Annotated in this window: 15 protein-coding genes; 2 read left to right on the top strand and 13 right to left on the bottom strand. The window is 29.5% G+C overall.

What is annotated here, in order from left to right; translation table 11 throughout:
- Window positions 1-212: 212 nt before the first annotated feature.
- The 3 genes from T434_RS07405 to trhO all read right to left on the bottom strand — a co-directional run bounded on the left by T434_RS07405 (window position 213) and on the right by trhO (window position 2,808).
- Window positions 213-1,229, bottom strand: coding sequence for a transposase (locus T434_RS07405; protein ID WP_026399693.1), 1,017 nt, complete (start codon window positions 1,227-1,229; stop codon window positions 213-215).
- A 139-nt stretch (window positions 1,230-1,368) separates the two neighbouring features.
- Complete coding sequence (locus tag T434_RS0102115) at window positions 1,369-1,821, bottom strand: low molecular weight protein-tyrosine-phosphatase (RefSeq protein WP_026399692.1); 453 nt, start codon at window positions 1,819-1,821, stop codon at window positions 1,369-1,371.
- 30 nt (window positions 1,822-1,851) lie between these two features.
- Window positions 1,852-2,808: an oxygen-dependent tRNA uridine(34) hydroxylase TrhO gene (gene trhO / locus T434_RS0102110; protein WP_026399691.1), complete on the bottom strand. Its 957-nt coding sequence runs from the start codon at window positions 2,806-2,808 to the stop codon at window positions 1,852-1,854.
- A gap of 162 nt (window positions 2,809-2,970) precedes the next feature.
- Here trhO and T434_RS06600 point away from each other — a divergent pair, with 162 nt between their 5' ends.
- A complete protein-coding gene (locus tag T434_RS06600; protein WP_051614326.1) occupies window positions 2,971-5,094 on the top strand; it encodes an ATP-dependent Clp protease ATP-binding subunit in 2,124 nt (707 codons plus the stop codon).
- A 17-nt stretch (window positions 5,095-5,111) separates the two neighbouring features.
- Here the strand turns inward: T434_RS06600 and T434_RS0102100 are convergent, their stop codons facing one another.
- Entirely contained in the window at window positions 5,112-5,993 is an 882-nt protein-coding gene (locus T434_RS0102100; RefSeq protein WP_162150625.1) for a Ppx/GppA phosphatase family protein, read from the bottom strand.
- 114 nt (window positions 5,994-6,107) lie between these two features.
- Between T434_RS0102100 and T434_RS0102095 the strand changes: the two genes are divergently transcribed.
- Window positions 6,108-6,794 carry an SHOCT domain-containing protein gene (locus tag T434_RS0102095; RefSeq protein ID WP_026399689.1) on the top strand — a complete coding sequence of 229 codons (687 nt, stop codon included), beginning with the start codon at window positions 6,108-6,110 and terminating at the stop codon, window positions 6,792-6,794.
- A gap of 22 nt (window positions 6,795-6,816) precedes the next feature.
- Here T434_RS0102095 and nth read toward each other — a convergent pair whose 3' ends face one another.
- The 9 genes from nth to T434_RS06570 all read right to left on the bottom strand — a co-directional run bounded on the left by nth (window position 6,817) and on the right by T434_RS06570 (window position 19,515).
- On the bottom strand, window positions 6,817-7,464 hold the full coding sequence (gene nth, locus T434_RS0102090) for an endonuclease III (protein WP_026399688.1): 648 nt from the start codon (window positions 7,462-7,464) through the stop codon (window positions 6,817-6,819).
- Window positions 7,461-8,075: a DnaD domain protein gene (locus tag T434_RS06595; RefSeq protein ID WP_035358114.1), complete on the bottom strand. Its 615-nt coding sequence runs from the start codon at window positions 8,073-8,075 to the stop codon at window positions 7,461-7,463. The genes nth and T434_RS06595 overlap by 4 nt, the downstream gene beginning before the upstream one ends.
- Window positions 8,068-8,736: a ribonuclease III gene (gene rnc, locus T434_RS0102080; RefSeq protein WP_026399687.1), complete on the bottom strand. Its 669-nt coding sequence runs from the start codon at window positions 8,734-8,736 to the stop codon at window positions 8,068-8,070. Before rnc ends, T434_RS06595 begins: the two co-directional genes overlap by 8 nt.
- Complete coding sequence (gene plsX, locus T434_RS0102075) at window positions 8,723-9,727, bottom strand: phosphate acyltransferase PlsX (RefSeq protein WP_162150624.1); 1,005 nt, start codon at window positions 9,725-9,727, stop codon at window positions 8,723-8,725. The genes rnc and plsX overlap by 14 nt, the downstream gene beginning before the upstream one ends.
- Before the next feature lie 27 nt (window positions 9,728-9,754).
- Entirely contained in the window at window positions 9,755-11,695 is a 1,941-nt protein-coding gene (locus T434_RS06590) for an ATP-dependent DNA helicase RecG (RefSeq protein ID WP_051614324.1), read from the bottom strand.
- A gap of 69 nt (window positions 11,696-11,764) precedes the next feature.
- On the bottom strand, window positions 11,765-12,985 hold the full coding sequence (locus tag T434_RS06585) for a trans-2-enoyl-CoA reductase family protein (RefSeq protein ID WP_051614323.1): 1,221 nt from the start codon (window positions 12,983-12,985) through the stop codon (window positions 11,765-11,767).
- Between the two features lie 141 nt (window positions 12,986-13,126).
- Window positions 13,127-16,306, bottom strand: coding sequence for a DUF4886 domain-containing protein (locus T434_RS07400; RefSeq protein ID WP_051614322.1), 3,180 nt, complete (start codon window positions 16,304-16,306; stop codon window positions 13,127-13,129).
- Window positions 16,307-16,382: 76 nt separating this feature from the next.
- A complete protein-coding gene (locus T434_RS07395) occupies window positions 16,383-18,008 on the bottom strand; it encodes an immunoglobulin-like domain-containing protein (RefSeq protein ID WP_051614321.1) in 1,626 nt (541 codons plus the stop codon).
- 142 nt (window positions 18,009-18,150) lie between these two features.
- The gene (locus T434_RS06570) at window positions 18,151-19,515 is read right to left on the bottom strand and encodes a glucoamylase family protein (protein WP_051614320.1); all 1,365 of its coding nucleotides are present in this window, start codon (window positions 19,513-19,515) and stop codon (window positions 18,151-18,153) included.
- Between the last annotated feature and the right edge of the window lies 1 nt (window position 19,516).

Genomic DNA, 19,516 nt, shown 5'->3' with positions numbered 1-19,516 from the left:
TACAAATAGAATTGAAAAAATCTTATTTTTTTATGAAAAAAGTTTTCGTGTAAAATCGAAAACCTTTAATTATTTTGGCTCTATAAAATAGATGGTGTAAAACCCAAATAGTGCTATCAAAAAGATGGTGTAAAAACAACCTATAAAATAGGTGGTGTACAACAAAATGACGCAGAAATTGCGTCTTTTCTTTTGTCATAAACACTTTTTATTTACTTATTGGTAATTGGAACATCCTTATTAATTGAATACAGTACTTTATTTCTAAACCTGTAAAAATATCTGATACCATTTGAGTTTTTAATGATTGTTTTGATCTTATTGTTGATAGATTCAATGGGGCCATTAGATATCCTACGGCCATCGATTCTTATAAATGAATTTTTGATACTATCTCTCCAAGTATTTAGTGTTTGACCAAATGTTCTATATATTTCAAACTCACTGTTTCTAAATTCAGTAATCAATTCATCAAGGCGCTCATCACAGTCATTGAAACTTGCTGTTAGATTAAATACACGATAGGCTTCCTTTAATCTGTAAGCCTTAGTTAGTGAATCATCAATTTTCAATAAATAACTTAATATTTCAGATTTATGCCAGTAACTCTTCATTTTAGATACCCGTATTTTGCCATCATAAATATTTTCATAGTCTTTTACGAAGAAGTAATGAAATTTTTTTAACATGTAATAATACATGTCATTATACTCAAGTCTCAAACTATCCTGATCATATTTTCTTTGAATTTTGATTCTAATTTGTTTGATAGCTTCGCCTAATTTTCTAGGGTGGGTATCGATGTGCTTATCAAATATATTAATCATACTTTGACTAGATACATTAAATAACTTTGCTGTATCAGCGAAGTTATGATGGATATCTTTTAAGTGATTTAAGATAGATAGTTTGGTGTTTAAACTCATGCGTTCATATGATTGGTTAAACGGATTTGATTCACTGATGACTTTACAACATAGCTTACATTTATAACGTCTTGATTGATATGCTATGAGTACTTTATGTTCAATTGAAACACTATGAATAATTTGTTTTAATCTATAGCCGTGAAAATACATTGGAGTTGTTTGACAAACGGGACACGTCATGATTGGCTTCTTTAATCTCAGATGTAAAGTTAGTTGATCATTTAACTTTACTGTTGTGATAGACTCTATTTTGTTCTTTATAGATTCTAAGTTATATATTTTTATGATATTATCATACATGTAGACCTCCTTGTAGTAGTTATGACTAACTTTTATTATAAGGTGGGTCTACTTTTATTTAAAGTGTTATAAATGCCTATAAAAAAGATGGTGTACTACCACCACCTAATTGATAGGCATATAGATTACACCATCTATTTTATACATCTATTATTTTTTTTAACCATCGATCAAACCAATATTCAACTTGATTTAAAATCATTTGATGTGTATCTTCAAACCGATTTGTATAGTAAGGATCTTCCACATCTTTTTTATGAAACTTATAAACCTTATGCTTAAATTCTCCATCGTTAAATCTTTTTAAAAAATTTATGTGTGTTTCATCCATACCAATAATGTAGTCAAACTTAATAAAGTCAATTTCATCAATCATTTTTGATTTTTTTTGATTCATGTCAACAGGATATCTTTTTAAAATATTCATTGTTCCCGGATGAGGTGGATTACCTTCTTCCCATCTTGAGATAGCACGAGATTCAAAAAGAAATTGATTGGCTACTCCTTTTTGCTCAGCATAAAATTTAAATATACCTTCTGCCATCGGTGATCGACAAATATTACCCAAACATACAAATAATACTTTTATCATTTCTTCTCCCCAATAATTTCTTTAGTATTATTATACTATGTTTAAAGATAATTCGGCATTACGTTTTAAAACATCATTTTTTGTTAACCCTTTATTTAATACCCAGCGATTCCTTGGATGAAGTCTACATTCATCACAACAAGACCCCATATATTTTTCTTCATTTTCTTCTGAAACAAGCATCTGACGATTGCATTCAGGATTACCACAATTAATATATCTTTCACATGGTTCACCTGTAAAATAATCTTTACCTACTACATTTTTATCGACTTTATTAATTTCAACAGCTATACGTTCATCAAATACATACATCTTACCATCCCAGAAACGTCCTTGTGTTTCAGGATCTCTACCATAAGTATGAATGCCACCTTCCAATTGGTTAACATCTTCATACCCTTCTTTTTTAAGCCATCCCGAAAACTTCTCGCATCGTACACCACCAGTACAGTAAGTTAAAATCTTTTTGCCTTCTAAAATTTCTTTATTTTCTTTAATCCATTTTGGTAACTCTCTAAAAGCTTTGATACTTGGTCTGATAGCACCTCTAAAATGACCTAAATCATATTCATAGTCATTTCTTGCATCTATTACAACCACTTCTGGATCGTTTAAATAGTTCATCCACTCTTTTGGTTTTAAGTAGTTTCCTGTAAGTTCAAGTGGATTTACATCATCTTCTAATGATAAATTCACTAATTCTTTTTTAACTTTTACATGTATTTTTTTAAATGCATGTCCTTCAACCATATCAATCTTATAAAAAATATCTTTAAAATATTTAGATTGATTCATATGATTCATGTATGCATCTGTTTGTTCAATAGTTCCTGATAAAGTTCCGTTAATACCTTCTTTTGAAATAATAATACGACCTAAAACACCCAGATTTTTACAAAAATCTAAGTGTTCTTTTGCTACTTCTTCAGGATTTTCAATTGGTACATATTTATAAAACAACAATACTCTATAATTTAAGTTCATATTTATCTTTCCTTCTACAAAAATCTCTGCACTTTATTATATAAAAAAACACAAATTTTTCAATTTTATTGCACTCAATAAAAAAAATTAGCACTCTTTAATTGACAGTGCCAATTTAACGTACTATAATATAAACGAACTTACAGAAAGGGGTGTTAATCTATGCAATTTAACATGATGGAAGACTATTCTAAAGATCCTAATTTACTTGATAAATTTGGACGAAACATAGTTAATGCAGTACGTGAGGGAAAAATTGATCCTGTTATAGGACGAGATGAAGAAATTCGTCGAATCATTAAGATTTTATCTCGAAAAACTAAAAATAACCCAGTTTTAATCGGTGAACCTGGTGTAGGTAAAACTGCAATTGTCGAAGGTTTAGCAAGAAGAATTGTTGAAAAGGACGTTCCTTTAACACTTCAGGATAAAGTCATTTATGAACTTGATTTAGCCCAACTTGTTGCAGGTGCTAAATTTAGAGGTGAATTTGAAGAGCGCTTAAAGGCTGTTCTAAATCGTGTAAAAGAATCAAATGGAAAGATTATTCTTTTCATCGATGAATTACATACTATTGTTGGTGCGGGTCGTGCAGAGGGTGCCATGGATGCATCAAACATGCTCAAACCAATGCTTGCACGTGGTGAATTACATTGTATAGGTGCAACAACATTAAATGAATATCGACAATACATTGAAAAAGATTCAGCTTTAGAAAGACGTTTCCAAAAAATATTAGTCACTGAACCTACAGTTGAAGATTCAATTTCTATTCTTCGTGGATTAAAAGACCGTTTTGAAGCACATCACGGTGTTAGAATTTCTGATAATGCGATTGTTGCAGCGGCAACTTTATCAAAACGATATATTACAGATCGTTTCTTACCAGATAAAGCGATTGACTTAATTGATGAAGCGTGTGCTTCTATCCGTATGGAAATTGACTCAATGCCTGTAGAACTTGATGATGCAATGCGTAAATTGATGCAACTTGAAATTGAACGTTCTGCTTTATCTAAAGAAACAGATCAATTATCCAAAGAACGTCTATTAAAAGTTGAACAAGAAATTAAGGATTTAAAGAAAATTGAATCCGATTTAAAGAGTCAATGGGAAAAAGAAAAACAACAAATCATTTCAATTAAAGAAAAGAAAGAACAACTTGAAAAATTAAAAAACCAACTTACAACAGCATATAACGATGGAAATTATCAACTAGCAGCTGAATTACAATATTCAAAAATTCCAACACTTGAAAAAGAAATTGCTACATTATCTGAAAAAGATCACGAAAGAAAACTTTTAACTGAAGTTGTAACCGATGAATCTATCGCTGAAATTGTTTCTAAATGGACACATATTCCAGTTACAAAACTTGTAAGTGGTGATATCGAAAAATTAAGACATTTAGAAGATAATCTTAAAAAACGTGTCATCGGTCAAGATCATGCACTTAAATTAATATCTGATGCAATCATTCGTCAACGTGCTGGGATTAAAGATCCAAACAGGCCAATTGGTTCATTCTTATTCCTAGGTCCTACTGGTGTAGGTAAAACTGAGGTTGCAAAAAGTCTAGCTGATCAATTGTTTGATGATGAAACTCATATGATTCGTATTGATATGAGTGAATATATGGAATCTCATAGTGTCGCTCGTTTAATCGGTTCTCCTCCTGGATATGTTGGATATGAAGAAGGCGGTCAATTAACCGAACGTATTCGTCGACAACCATACTCAATTGTTCTTTTTGATGAAATCGAAAAGGCTCATCCTGAAATATTTAATGTGCTTCTTCAAGTTCTTGATGAAGGACACTTAACAGATGGTCAAGGTCGAACCGTTGATTTCAAAAATACAGTCATAATTATGACATCAAATTTAGGTTCTGAGTTCTTACTTCAAGGATTAACCGATGCACATGAAAAAATTAATGACTTAGTTAGAAAAACATTTAAACCTGAATTCTTAAACCGTATTGATGAAGTCATTATCTTCAATTCTCTTGGCTTTAAAGTACAAGTTAAAATTGGTGAAAAAATGCTTAATGATTTAAAAGAAAAACTTTCTAAGCAAAATATCAACATTACATTTAATGAAGATATTTTAAAACATCTCATTAAAGAAGGATTTAACGAGGAATTTGGTGCTCGTCCTCTTAAACGATATATTCAACGTTACATTGAAACCTTTATTGCAAACGAAATGATTAACAATCATATCGATATAGGAACACCATATGAAATGTATTTAGAAGATAATCAATTCAAACTTAAAAAAGTCTAACAAAAAAGGTAAGTGCATCAACACTTACCTTTTTTTACTAATGTTCTCATAAATCCTTCTCTAAAACCTGTTCGACTTACATACAATCTTTTTGCATCAAAATAATTAAAAATCGCTTCAATAAGGTATATTGCTGGTAATAACATTTCGACACGATCTTGATGCTCTAAATATAATTTTTTTCTAAATTCCTGATTTTCTAATATTACTTGTTTTATTTTTTTTATGTCATTAATAATTAAATAGTCAACATTTTTTCTAATGTATTCTCTTGTTAGTTTTTTAATAATTTTTATTGTTCCCCCAACCCCATAAATATTATCTATCGGTTGTTTTTTTAATTGAATGAGTTGCTCATGAATCATTTGATTCATCTTGTCGATATCTTCCTTGTTAGGCATATGATTTTCATACATCAAACTTAAATTTAAAGCCCCATATGGCATCGATAATGTTTCAATAAAATCATGATTTTTTATATATGAAATTTCTGTTGATCCACCGCCTATGTCGATAACCAAGCCATTTCTTACTTTATATACTTCTTTAACACCTATATAACCTAAATATGCTTCTTCATAACTACTTAAAACTGTAATATAAAGACCTAACTTTTCAAAATATTGACAAATTTCATCCTGATTATTGGCATTTCTTATAACAGCTGTTGCAAGTATATAAAATGAATCAAGTGGATATTCTAATGCAACCCTTTGAAACTTAACTAATGTTTTCTCTAATAACTTTATACCCTCATCACTTAAATTTCCTAGACTATCTAAATACATCGATAATTTAAGTGTGTCATGAACAGTATGGATAGTTTTAAATTTATTAAGATACGTATCATAAATCACTAAACGTATCGTATTTGACCCTAAATCAATAACACCAATCATAATAAACACCTTCTACCTTATTGTATCAAATCTTTATACATAAAATTGAATTAATTATCAATTTTTGATATGATAATGTTAAGAAACATATTGTTTACAAAGAAGGGGAAGGTTATGAAAAAACAATATTCACTTAGTTTGTTAGTTATAGGTATAGGTTTGTTACTATTTCAAATTGTTTCATTCGTTATACAAAATACAACAACGGGTCTAATGATATCCATCGCATATCAATTTGATACAATATTTTTCTTCGTTGCTGCATTTTTATTAATTACACAGTTTAAAAGCTTTGAATCTATTGTCATGACATTATTATTAATCTATGGTGGCATAAACATCATATATTCTCTCAACATATCAAATTATTTATACAATATGGAATTTACACTTGAACAAGAAATATTCTTTACGATCGGTTTATTAATTGCACATATTGGATTAGTATTGGGTGTATTATTTACTTTATTACACTTTATTCAAAAACGCTTTGATCAAAAATTTACAACTGTTTTCGTAAGTATGTTATTATCTATTTCATTAATAATGTTCTTGATTGGTGGAATTATTGTTACAAATACATCATTACTTTCAATCATTAGACTGATAATTGGTGTCATTACACAGGCTATTCTTTACTTAGCTGTTATCTTCTTAGTTCTTAATCGAGACAAGATTGTAGAAGTTAAAGAAATCATTTATTCAAATTCTAAATTCATAGAACTAGAAAATCTATATAAAAAAGGATTAATCACTAAAGAAGAATTTGAAGAAAGAAAAGAAAAATTAGGATCTGAGTAAAATTAAAAGATGTTAGATTAAACTAACATCTTTTTTCATTTAACGCTTGAAAAAATGGACAAAAATCTTTCATTTTACATGTTTCACATTTAGGTTTTTTAGATGTGCAATGATAACGACCAAAAAATATAAGTTGATGGTGTAATTTTTTCCAAAGTTGTCTTGGGAAAAGTGCCATCAATTTTTCTTCAACAGTCAATACCGAGTCATTTTCTAATGCGATGCCTAAACGCTTGGATATTCGCTCAACATGGGTATCAACAGCAAATGCTGGTACATCAAATGCATTAGATAATACAACGTTGGTTGTTTTTCTTCCTACACCTGGTAATGATTCTAAAGCTTCTCTATGATTTGGTATTTCTCCATTATATTTTTCAACAAGTATTTTTGATAACTCAATAATATTTTTAGATTTATTTCGATATAAACCAATTGAATTAATAATCGTTTCAACTTCATTAACATCTGCTTTAGATAAATCAAATGGCGTTGGATATTTTTTAAATAACTTGGGGGTAACTTTATTAACAGAAACATCTGTTGTTTGAGCCGATAAAACAACTGCGATGAGTAACTCAAAATTATTTGAAAAATTTAATTCTGCTTTAGCATTTGGGAATAATTCATCAAGATAATTGATAAATAGTATCTTAACGTTTTCGTTCATTTAATCGCCTTAAATATTTCGTCTAATGCTTTTTGAGTTTTTTCATCACGATCACCTTGTTTAAGTTTTGATTGTGTAAGAATACGCTCTAAAAACTTTACACCAAATCGTCCTGATTCTCCGTGCTCATGAATTTTTGAAACAATAAGTTCATGCTCAAACTCTTTTTCATAGTACCAACTTTTAACTGTTTCTAATTCAAAAGGAGAAAGTGTTTTACCTTGTGCATGTTCAATCATTTCGATGACTGTTGCAATTTGAGAATCATATTTTTGCTGTTTTTCTTCTTTAATATCTTCTAAATAAAGTGCAGTTATCTTATCAAAAGTACCTGTTAAATCAAACACTTCAACCTGTTTATCATTTCTTGTTTCTAATGCTAATGTGACAAACCCTTTTGAAGTTAATTTATCTAACGCTTTAGATATTTCTTCAACAGTTAGTTCAATCTTTTTAGCAATTTGAGTCACTGAAAAAGTCTTCTTTTTATACATTTGAAATAATGTTTTTAAGACAACTAATTCATTTGGTGATAATTTTAGACGTTTTGATTCTTTGGTAAGTAGTGAATCAATTTCTAAAAAATGTTCTTCATATAACTTTTTAATCATTTTGATCGTCCTCAACCACTTTTGATAAAGCTTCTTTCGCTGCATTTTGTTCAGCTTCTTTTGTACTATGACCTGTTCCCGAACCAAGTTTAATTTCGCCTTCTAATAATACTTCAGATTTAAATATCGGACGATGAGATGGCCCACCAGTGCGATATGTTTTATAAACTAAACTTTTTCTTTCAACTTGAATTAATTCTTGAAGTTTTGTTTTATAATCTTTTAAATTTTCAACTAATGGTAAATACGGTAATGTGATACGTTCAAAAACTTCAAAACATTTTTCAATACCTAAATCTAAATAAATTGCAGCATAAAGTGCTTCATAAGCATCAGCAATCATACTTTGCTTAGCATCTTGTTCGCCATTGCCTAATAACATATAGGATGCTAAATCAATTTTATCTGCAAATAAAAATAAGGCTTCTTCACGAACTGCTTGAGCACGTTTTTTGGTGAGTGTACCTTGATCCCAATCATCATTTTTAAACATATATGTACTAATGATAATTTGGATCACTGCATCACCTAAAAACTCTAAACGTTCATAATCATTCGTCTTATTTTCATGCGCATAAGACGAATGTGTTAATGCTTGTAAGTATAGATCAACATTTTTAGGTTCAATACCTATTTTTTTAAATAATTCATTTATTTTCACTGCCTAACACTTCTTTCACTTGATTAATAACATCTTTTTCAACCATGGTTTTAGCTTGTCTAATTGCATGGTAAAAAGCATAAGCATTTGATGATCCGTGAGCTTTTATAACTGGTTTTTGAAGCCCAGCAATCATTGCTCCTCCAACTTCATCTGCAGATAATGATTTTTTAAAGTTTGTTAATGCTTTTCTTAAAAATAAACCTGCTGCAAGTTTAGAAAAGAAACCTTTCTTAATTTCACGTTTTAAAACATTTCCTAAAGCTTTAGCAGTACCTTCCATTGTCTTCATAACAATATTCGCAGTGAATCCATCCGAAAGTAATACATGACATTTAGAATCAAGTATTTCTTTTGGTTCAAGGTTTCCGTAAAAATTAATATTTGGGTGACTCTTTAACATTTCATATGCTTCAACATCTAACGGTCTACCTTTAGATTCTTCAGTTCCAATATTAATCAATCCCACCATTGGTTTTTGAACGCCATAAACTTCTTTTAAAACAACAGATGCAAATACAGCAAAATCAACTAAATGCTCAGATTTTGCTTCTACATTTCCACCTGCATCAAGTAAAATCGTTGGTTCACCATGAATCGCAGGAATAAAAGGAGCTATTGCAACCCTTCTCATTTCTTTCATTGGTTTAATTGTGAAGAATGATGAAAAAATTAAAGCTTGAGTTGGTCCAGCAGAAACAATTGCATCAGCATGTCCTTCTTTGACATAATCTAATGACATAATCATCGATGTATCTTTATCTTTCCTTAATGTATCTCGGCCAATATCATGAACACCCATGTCAAAATACTTATCTGTATGAACAACAGTAAGTCTTTCATGCTCAATTAAATATGGTGCCATTTTTTCTTTATCACCAAAAATTGTAATATGTACATTATCAAATTTTTTAATGGCTTCAATTGATCCTAAAACAATCTCTTTTGGAGCGTTATCGCCACCCATACCATCGACTGCAATTCTAATCATATAACCAACCTCGACTTTCATTATTTATTATACCATTTTATATGTAATTTCTTTTTTTAATCTTGGAAATTTTTCAATGTTTTGTGCATAATATAACACATCTTCATGCATTGACTTAAGTAAATTAAAATCATTTGTTAAATCTAAATATTTAAAGCCTTGAAAACCTGTTTGAATCATATTTGAAAATATCCCCGGTCCTCGTAACTTTAAATCGTACTCTGACAACTTAAATCCATCATAATTGTCCTTTAAATATTGTAATCTTTCTGAATCTTTATCACTTACTAAGTAACAAATTCCCGATTTACTACCTCTTCCAATACGACCTCTTAATTGATGAAGCGTTGATAATCCAAATTGGTGGGCATCCATAATAAATAAAAGTGTTGCATCTTTTAAATTCATACCAACTTCAATAATTGTTGTTGATATCAGTATACCTTTTTCATCTTTAATAAAATCATTAAATGTTCTTTGAATTTCATCATCATGAAGCTTTCCATGAACAACATATAAATGATCATTAAATTCATCTTTAAATTTTTCATAAAGTTCTAATACTGAATATAAATTTTCACTTTTTTCAATTTGAGGGGCAACAATTAACGTTTGATTTAAAAGTGCTTGATTTTCTTTAATTAAATTCATGATGAGGTCAAAATCATTTCGATGAATGATTTTTGTTAATACAGATTTTCTTTCACTTGGCTTTTCTTTAATACTACTGATATCTAATTCATTAAAAAATGTTAGGGCTAGACTTCTTGGAATTGGTGTTGCAGTTAAATAAATTGTATCTTTTGTTAAAGATTTTTTAATTAAATTTTCTCTTTGTTCAACCCCAAATTTATGTTGTTCATCTATAATAACTAATCCTAATTTTTTATATTCTACCACAGGATTTGAAAGAATATGTGTGCCGAAAATCATTTTAATAGAGCCGTTTTTAACATTTTCAATGATATCTTCTTTATTTTTTGAATTTGATGTTAAACAAGCTGTGTTGATATCATTAAATATTTCTTTAAAAGATTCATAATGTTGTTGTATAAGGATTTCAGTAGGTGCCATAAATGCTACTTGATATCCTGCGCTTAATGCACCTAATGCAGCAATAAATGACACCATTGTTTTACCACTACCAACATCCCCTTGAATTAATCGATACATTTGTTGGTTGAATTTAAAATCTTTAAATATATCATTCGTTGCATGTTTCTGATCATGTGTTAGTTCAAACGGTAATTTCTCTATATATGATTTAACTAAATTAATATCATATGGTATTGGATCTCTTTTATATCTTGGAATACGCTCGATATTATATTTAAGTAAATGAAAAAAAGCTTCTTCTTTTTTTAATGTTTCTCTTGCAAGAAAAATATCATGATTTGATTTTGGAAAATGCAGTAATTGATATACTTTACTTCTATCAAGCATATGATATTTATGAATTAATTCATCAGGCACTAAATTATATATATCAACTAATTTTTCTTTATAAATTTCTTCAATTATTGCATGTATTTTAGAATCAGGAATGCCAAGAATTCCATAAATCGGTTTAATTTCGGGTGTATCTATAATTGTCGTTATATTTGATGCAACAATTTCATTTTTAAATACATTATACTTCCCTTTAACTAATATTTCTTTTCCAATTGAAATTGATTTTTGAAGATATCTTCTATTAAACGTTATAACTGTAATCTCGTTTTTTTCAACGTTTAATTTAAATTTACTCATTAATACTTTCTTTTTAATATTTTCAATATTAGATGAAACTATACCCTTAATTGTAACGACTTTATCATGCTGTAAATCGTGAATTGATTGAACTGAAAAATTCTCATAATTTTTAGGTACATACAAAATAAGGTCATATGTTGAATATATGCCCTCTTGATTTAAAATAGATTTAATTTTAGGTCCTACACCTTTAACTAATTCTATACTTTTTATCATACATTCATTATATCAAAATTCACTTTAAATCATGTTATGATTTAGATTCCTATAAAAAATAACGCCTTCTTAAGGCGTTACTAAATCTATATATTTATCGGTTTGATATGTTTTAGCTAAAGCTTCAATATCGATGTCCTCATCTTCATTTATACCCTCAATCATAAATCCATTAATATTGAAGAATTCTTCTATAAACATCTTTGTTCCTGGTTTTTGTAAAAATGAATTATCAACTTTTTGTTGCATAAGTTGATGGACTTCATCTTGAATAACTGGATCCATTTCTTTATGATCTAGTCTAATTCTACCTAGTTCATCTGTAATACGTTGACTTCCATAAACCATATCTTTAAATAATCGATGTTTATGTTCTAAAGTTGTCTCATGGACTTGATGCTTCATCATAACATCAAATAAGTATGATACATACATTGGCATTTGTGGTATAAAGACACTTGCTTTCGATACAATGGCCTTACTAGAAGATATTAATGCTTCACCATCGTACTTTTCTTTTAACATTTGATTTAGTTTATAAGCAACATTTTCTAAATCTTCTTTAGCTTTCCCTAGTGTACCGTGTCTATAAATAGCATCCGTATTTTTACCACCAATATATGTGTATGAAATGGTTTTAAAGTGTTTTGATAATACTTTACCTTCATCTAAATATTTAACCCAATCATACCAATCACTACCACCCATAACGTATACTGTGTTTAATGTTTCCTCTTCATTTGCAGGTTCAACAACTAATGGTTCAACTGTCATTGACTTTATATCTATTGTCATACCTTCTGCAGCTTTTCCTAATGATTTAATATGTGAACGAACAACATCACCAGTTTCATAGTTTTTTCTAACACCTGATGCAAGTGAATAAACTAATAAATCAATTTGTCCAAATTCTTTTTTAATCGTATCAAGAATAGTTTTTTTTGTTTCAAAACTAAATGCATCCGCATTAAAATCGATATGCTTAGTTTTTAAATCTTTAGTAACTTCATGAAAAAATAAATTATTCCAATATCCTGCGGATCCAGTTTTATTTCCTTTTGGATATGACTCAAACGAAACATTAATTGTGTTAGCATTTCCTTTAAATGCTAAACTTATTCGACTAGCTAGACCATATCCTGAAGAACCTCCAATAATTAATACATTTTTAGGTCCATTATAACTTTCCATTTTATGAATTTCTTTAACATAGTTATTCATCATTTTTTGAACACCTAATGGATTGGTGTTTGTAAAAAAGTTACTTCGAATAGATGGTTTTATAATCATATATTTACCTCGACTTTTAAATTGTTTGAAATTCAAAGCTTTATAATAGTATACATGAATTTTTAAATAAGTCTAGTTAATTTGATTATCAAACTATATACAAAATAAAAGCCTAGTTTAAACTAGGCTTTCTTATGCCATTTAATTTATTATATTAAATGTTAATTTAGAACTTGTTTCTTCAATTAAACCTTCAATATTGGATGCTGGAGATTTTGATATATTAAATGCAATATATTGATAATTACCCCAAAATGCCTCATCCATTAAAACAGTCCCTGTCATTGTATTTGTACGTAACATGACTTTGTATTGGTTGTATGAGTAATCAATATAAATCACTCGTACCATATAACCTTCTTCTACTGTAAATGATTCAATATTTTCAAAATATGCTTTTGAAATTGGTGTTGATGCAACAAAATTTTTCGCTGTAGAATCTGTAGTTGTTGGTGCTAATGTATGATCATTCCAATAACCTTGTATAAATTCTAAATTATCTTCATGTTCAATAAGTATTTCATCAAATTTACTTAATGTAAGTTTTAACCCTGTTTCCTCAACTACTCCTGATAAGTCAGTATTACCAACTATATTTGAAATATTAAATGCAATGTATTGATAATCTTTATAGAATGCTTCATTTAATACTAATGAACCTTGATAATTGAGTGAAGTTCTTTCTAACACTTTAAATCCGTTGTTTTCATCGAATGATAAGAATATAATTCTAACTTGATAACCTGTTTCAATTTCTAATTTTGTTCCCACAGGAATGACAATTCTTGAAACTGGTTTAGATGCAATAAATTGCTTATTGAATGTTGTATCTTCGACTTTTATTGAAGTAGCACCATTATCCCAAAAACCACGTTCAAATTCTAATTTATAATCAAGTTTAAATGCCATTTTAACTTCATCAATATCTGAAATGTTAGGTGTTCCAACTTTAGAAACATTGAATGCGATATATTGATAATCTTGCCATAATTCTTCGTTTAGTAAAATTATTCCTGTTAGATTATTTGTTCGATGTACTACCAGATAATTTCCATAATTATCATAAGATAAGAAAATTACACGAACTTGATAACCTTCTTCAATTGTAATACTATGAGCACCTAACATACCATTTTTAGATATTACATTAGATGCTATAAATTTAAGTGCTGTTGTATCGTCTGTTGTAATTTTTGTTGCACCTTGGTTCCAGTAACCTTGGATAAAATTAATTGGTTGATCGACGTGTGGTATGAGTAAAGGTGTTATAGAAATCATTTCATCACTTTCAACTTCACTTAAATCAACTGCTTCATCTTTAGTTACTTCAAATGCGATTAACTCAAATGAAGATTTAAAATCATCATTTAATAATAGTGGTGCTACCATCCAATCAGATACATATTCAACGATATATCCTTTATCATATGTCGCTGTAATATATCTAAATTTATATCCTTCATTAACTATAACTGAATAATCACCTTTGAAATATTCATTTGATAAAAAGTTTGAATATAATGTATGATTTACATCATTAATTTCTAATGTTTCTTGATTATACGATCCAAGTTTAAATTCTAAATCTTCATCAACATGACCTAATTCAGTACCTTCTGGATGATATAATCTAAACTTTGTAAGTACTGTATCCAAAATATCATCAATGACTGTACCTTCGGTATTTGAAACATTAAATCCAATATAATGGTAATTACCCCAAAATGCTTCATCAATTAATGTATAGCTTGTTGTTATATTATCTGTTCTATGAACAACTTTGAATTGATCACCAATTTTTTCAAAGAATATGACACGATATTTATAACCAGGTTCAACAACAATTTCACTACCTACTGGAAGTAATGCTTTAGGAATAACATTTGATGCTGCGAATTGTAAATCAAATGCACTTCCACCATTAGTTATTTCGGTTGCATTTGTATTCCAATAACCTGGAACTAATGTGTAACTAAATGGTAAACCATTAACTTCAATAGGTTCTGGTTCTGGTGCTTCTAAATATGTTGAATTTGTTACTTCAAATGGTTTATTAAAGGCATTATTTACTGCTTCATACGCCATTAATTGTTGAGTTTTATCAACACCATTTGGTCTAAATTCTACCTTTTCTAAACTAAGTTCTTCACCAATTAGTGTACGATAAAACATTAATGCTGCAATGTATCTACCAAGCGGATCTGTTAAGTGATAACCATCTGCTGTGAGTTTATCACCAATGTAACTTGTTCTTGCATTTTGAATTGCAGTACCTGAAGGAATAACAAATTGTAATTGTGATATAGGTAAAACTTCATTTTTAACCGTATCTGTAATCATTTGATACATCTTTTGTTGACTTTTATCATAGTTTTCAAAACCGCTATGTGTTGATGTTTGTTGGTAAGCCCAAGTCATATGGAATCCTAATATCGTATTTGGATTTGGATTCATTGCTTCAACATAACGCATAAGATCAAATAGATGTGGATCATATGTTGATTCTAATCCAGAATGATGACTTGCTTGTTGGAATGTAATAATATCCCAAGATTCTTTAAGCAATGCTTCTTCAATTGATACACTTGATGTATCAACACGACTTGGTGATTTAAATAATTGGTAAATATAATTTTTATTACCCGCATTAGCATTCTCTAAATGTTGTTTTAATTCTGCTCCACCAATATACATATTTGCAACAACAATTTTTTCACTTGGAATACCACTTGATTCTAAGATTTGATATAAATAGCGATGCGCGTCTTCAGAAAAACTATTTCCGATAGATAATATTTTTATACCTTCATTAAAATCTTTTAATGGTTTCCATTTTGCATAAAGTGTCATTTCTTTAGTTACTTTATCTTTATTAAAATTCCATGCTTGTGTTAATGATTCATTTTTATACCAACCAGCAAATAAATATCCCTCTTTAGCTGGACTTTCTGGTAAATTAATGAGTCCATTTTCATCCACTTGAATTGATTGTAAATCTGATCCATCATTAGTTTCAAAATGAACATTAAATTTTAAAGCTTTTTTTGTATATTTTGCATATAAATTTAAATCACCTTCAACATGCATTGTTTCAAAATTCCATTCTTGGGTAAAAGATTCATCTTGATACCATTTTTCAAAATCATAACCTTCTTTTAAAGGATCTGTTGGTTTTTCTAATAAACTTCCATCATTTACTTCTATTGTGTAACTTTCATCATCATTATTCGGATGAAATGTGATTTTATACTTTATATCATTTGTACAAGAAACGAGTAATACTATCATTGCTGTAAAAAATAACAACATATATTTTTTCATGTTTTTCTCTCTTTCATTAAAAAAAGGGGCTTATTTGTTATATTTTTAAACAAGCCCCTTTCATTGGTTTAATCGATTATTCTTCGTATTGTACGTTTAAGTTTCTAAAATGTACAGTTGTTAAGATATCGTCAGAAGCTTCTCCAATTAAATCACCACGTTTAGTTGTTAAAGTACCAAACCAGAAATCTAATCCTTTATTAAATTGATCAGATGTAACTTCATATACTAATGTAATTTTTGTCCATTCAGTTGAAATCACAATGTCTTGATATGCATTTTCATCAGCTAATGTTGTACCTTCTAATGCAACTCTGATCTTACGTGCAACGTCTGCTTTTGCTTCAAAAGTAATTGTATATGTACCTGCAAATAATTGTAAATCTCCAATTCGGTATGAAGCTTGCCAGTCACCTGCTGCAATTTTATCAATAGTAACTGAAACTTCGCCATTACCTTTATCTTCGTAACTTAACCATGGTTCATCATTTACTAAATCAACTTGTCTAATAAACCAACCTGTAGGTGGCACTTCAAATACCCATCCGCCATCTGCAGTAATTTCAAATTCTGTTGGACGATTCCAAGGTTCAGCAACCGTAATTGTTCTTGTAACTGTTGTTGTTAATCCTTCATCATCTTCTGCAGTAATTGTGAATGTATAAACACCTTTAGCAGGGTTTTGAGGATTAAATGGAGTTTCTCCTTCTTTTTGAGTAACAACTAAATCTGATACTTGAAGTTGTGTAAAGTCATCAGAAACAGAAATACCTTGACGAATTGGTGTAGGTTGTCCTACTTTAACAACGATATTATCTGCTTTAATTGATGGTGCCTGATTTTCTAATTCTGGACCAGCAACGATTTCAACATAGTCAATATAGATCTTTGTGAATACTTTACGATATTCTTCAGGAACACCTGTAGCTTCACCAAAGTTACCAAATGCTAATTGTAGTTGAGCGTTAGTTGCGTCACCTAATACATAGAAATCTTTTTCGATAACTTGCCATTCTGTAGTAATCTTTAAGAAATTTTCTTCCCCATAAGCTTTACCACCAGGGATGCCACCACCTTGAATTTGGTGATTCATGTAACGTTCAGCATCAGCTTTAATTCTAAATCTTAATTTATAAGATTCAAATTGTTTTAATACGATCGCGTTGTATTGTAATTGAACACCCCACCATTGAGTATCAGTTTCTTTAGAACCTTGAATATCAATGATTACAACACCATCTTTAATTTCATAACTTGCTTTATAATCTCCACCAGCTGCACTTGTGTCAGCCCAGAAGTACCAACCCTGATTGTCATCTAAGTTTTCTAAGTTCGTGAAGTCACCATCTACAATATTTCCTAATGGTGCTTCTGGAACAACAGTAATAACTCTCGTTTTAACTGCTTCATTACCAGCTTTATCTTTAACTGTATAAGTTAATGTATAAGTACCTGGTTCATCTACATTCACTGTGCCAGTAACGTTTGCCATTGTCAATGTAATTGTACCATCTACATTATCTGTAGCAGTCACACCTGCTAATGGATCAAATGGTGTTCCAACTGTAATTGTTACAGGATCAGCACCCATAATTACAGGTTTTTCAGTATCTATGTTACCACCATTGTTATCATCGTTTTGACAAGCTACTAAAAATACTAAACCAAATACCAATAGTAAACTTGCTAATATTTTTTTCATACTTCTCTCCTTTTATTTATTTTTACCTTTCTTTGTTTTTTTGAAACATTTTTATAATGATTTTTCATTATTGAAACGTTTCGATTTTGATATTTATATTATATATGAAAACGTTTACTTTTTCAAGTAATTCGTGTAATTTTTATGAATTTTGCTTTGTAAAGCCTAAAATAACTAACCCTGCTTTTACTTGATCATTTTTCATAACTTGTTCCCAAATGATACCTGAATCATAGTTTGCAAGCATTAATAATGTAATGCCTTTATCAATACCAATGACATCACTTGCAATCCATGGCGTTTTACTTGCAATACTTGGGTTTAATGATGGATCATGTAACCCTAAATTATATGCATCTTTAAAGCCATATTTACCCCATAAACCTTCAACATTGTTATAGTAATTTAATGCAGCTTTAGCGGCTAGTTTTGGAGTGTAGTTAATGGATGCTATTGCACCATATGGTGCAATCGTACCATTTTGAGTAACACTTTTCGATGGTTTAGCACCATATGCTCTATATTCCCCTGGACCATCAGATGCTGTTAATCCCCATGAAGATTCATTATATGATTTATATATATGACTAAAATCTTGTACATATGCGTAATTTGCAAGTGTTGCTAATCTTGCATTTTCAAACCAATTTATACCATTTGGATCATTATAATTTTTAAAGTCAATAAATGCGTGTGAGAATTGATGTTGAAATAACGAACCATTATATGAGTAATAAAATTTTGTTTCTACAGATAAACTAGGATTTCTTGTTGAAATGTAATTACCATAATAATCTCTCATTTCAATTTCCAAAACTTTATCATAAACTTCTTTTGAAACTGAATGAATTGGTGCTCCTGCTGCTAATATATAAAGCATAAGTTGTTCGGAAACATGATCCCAGGCACCACTAAATCCACTTTCTGGAGAATACCCCATATAGAATAATTTGGTTGTTGGATTTAAATACCATGTCCAATTAACATCTTTATAAATTTCATAAACTTTTTGTTTAATCTCTCCACCAAAATATTCTCCAGCTGTAATAGCTCCCATCAATAATATCCCTGTATCGATAATTGAAATTTCCGAATTCCACTCACGAGCACCTGTTCTTGTATTTAAAAAATGATAATAAAAACCATTCACTCGTGTTAATCTTTGTAATGTATCTAAGGTTTTATTAACACGTTCATATGCATCATCATATGAAACCCAGTTTTCTTCAACACCAACAACATATGCTGCTAATCCATAACCAACCGATGCAATAGATGCAATATTTGGATTGGTTGGATAACGGTCAGGAATCAGTCCATAACCGTTATCTGTCTCAACCGTATTTGCTTCATTCCAAAAAAATTCAAAAGATTTCTTTTTTTCTTCTTTTAAAACTGCAAGTTCTGAATATGTTAATTCACCATTTAAATCTTGTTCTTGGTTATCACAAGATATAAGTAAGATAACACTTAACATGATTAATACTATAGTTATTATTTTTTTCATA

The sequence above is a fragment of the Acholeplasma equifetale ATCC 29724 genome, assembly GCF_000687735.1.
GTDB lineage: Bacteria > Bacillota_I > Bacilli_A > Acholeplasmatales > Acholeplasmataceae > Acholeplasma > Acholeplasma equifetale.
This window is presented reverse-complemented; position numbering and strand designations above follow the sequence as displayed.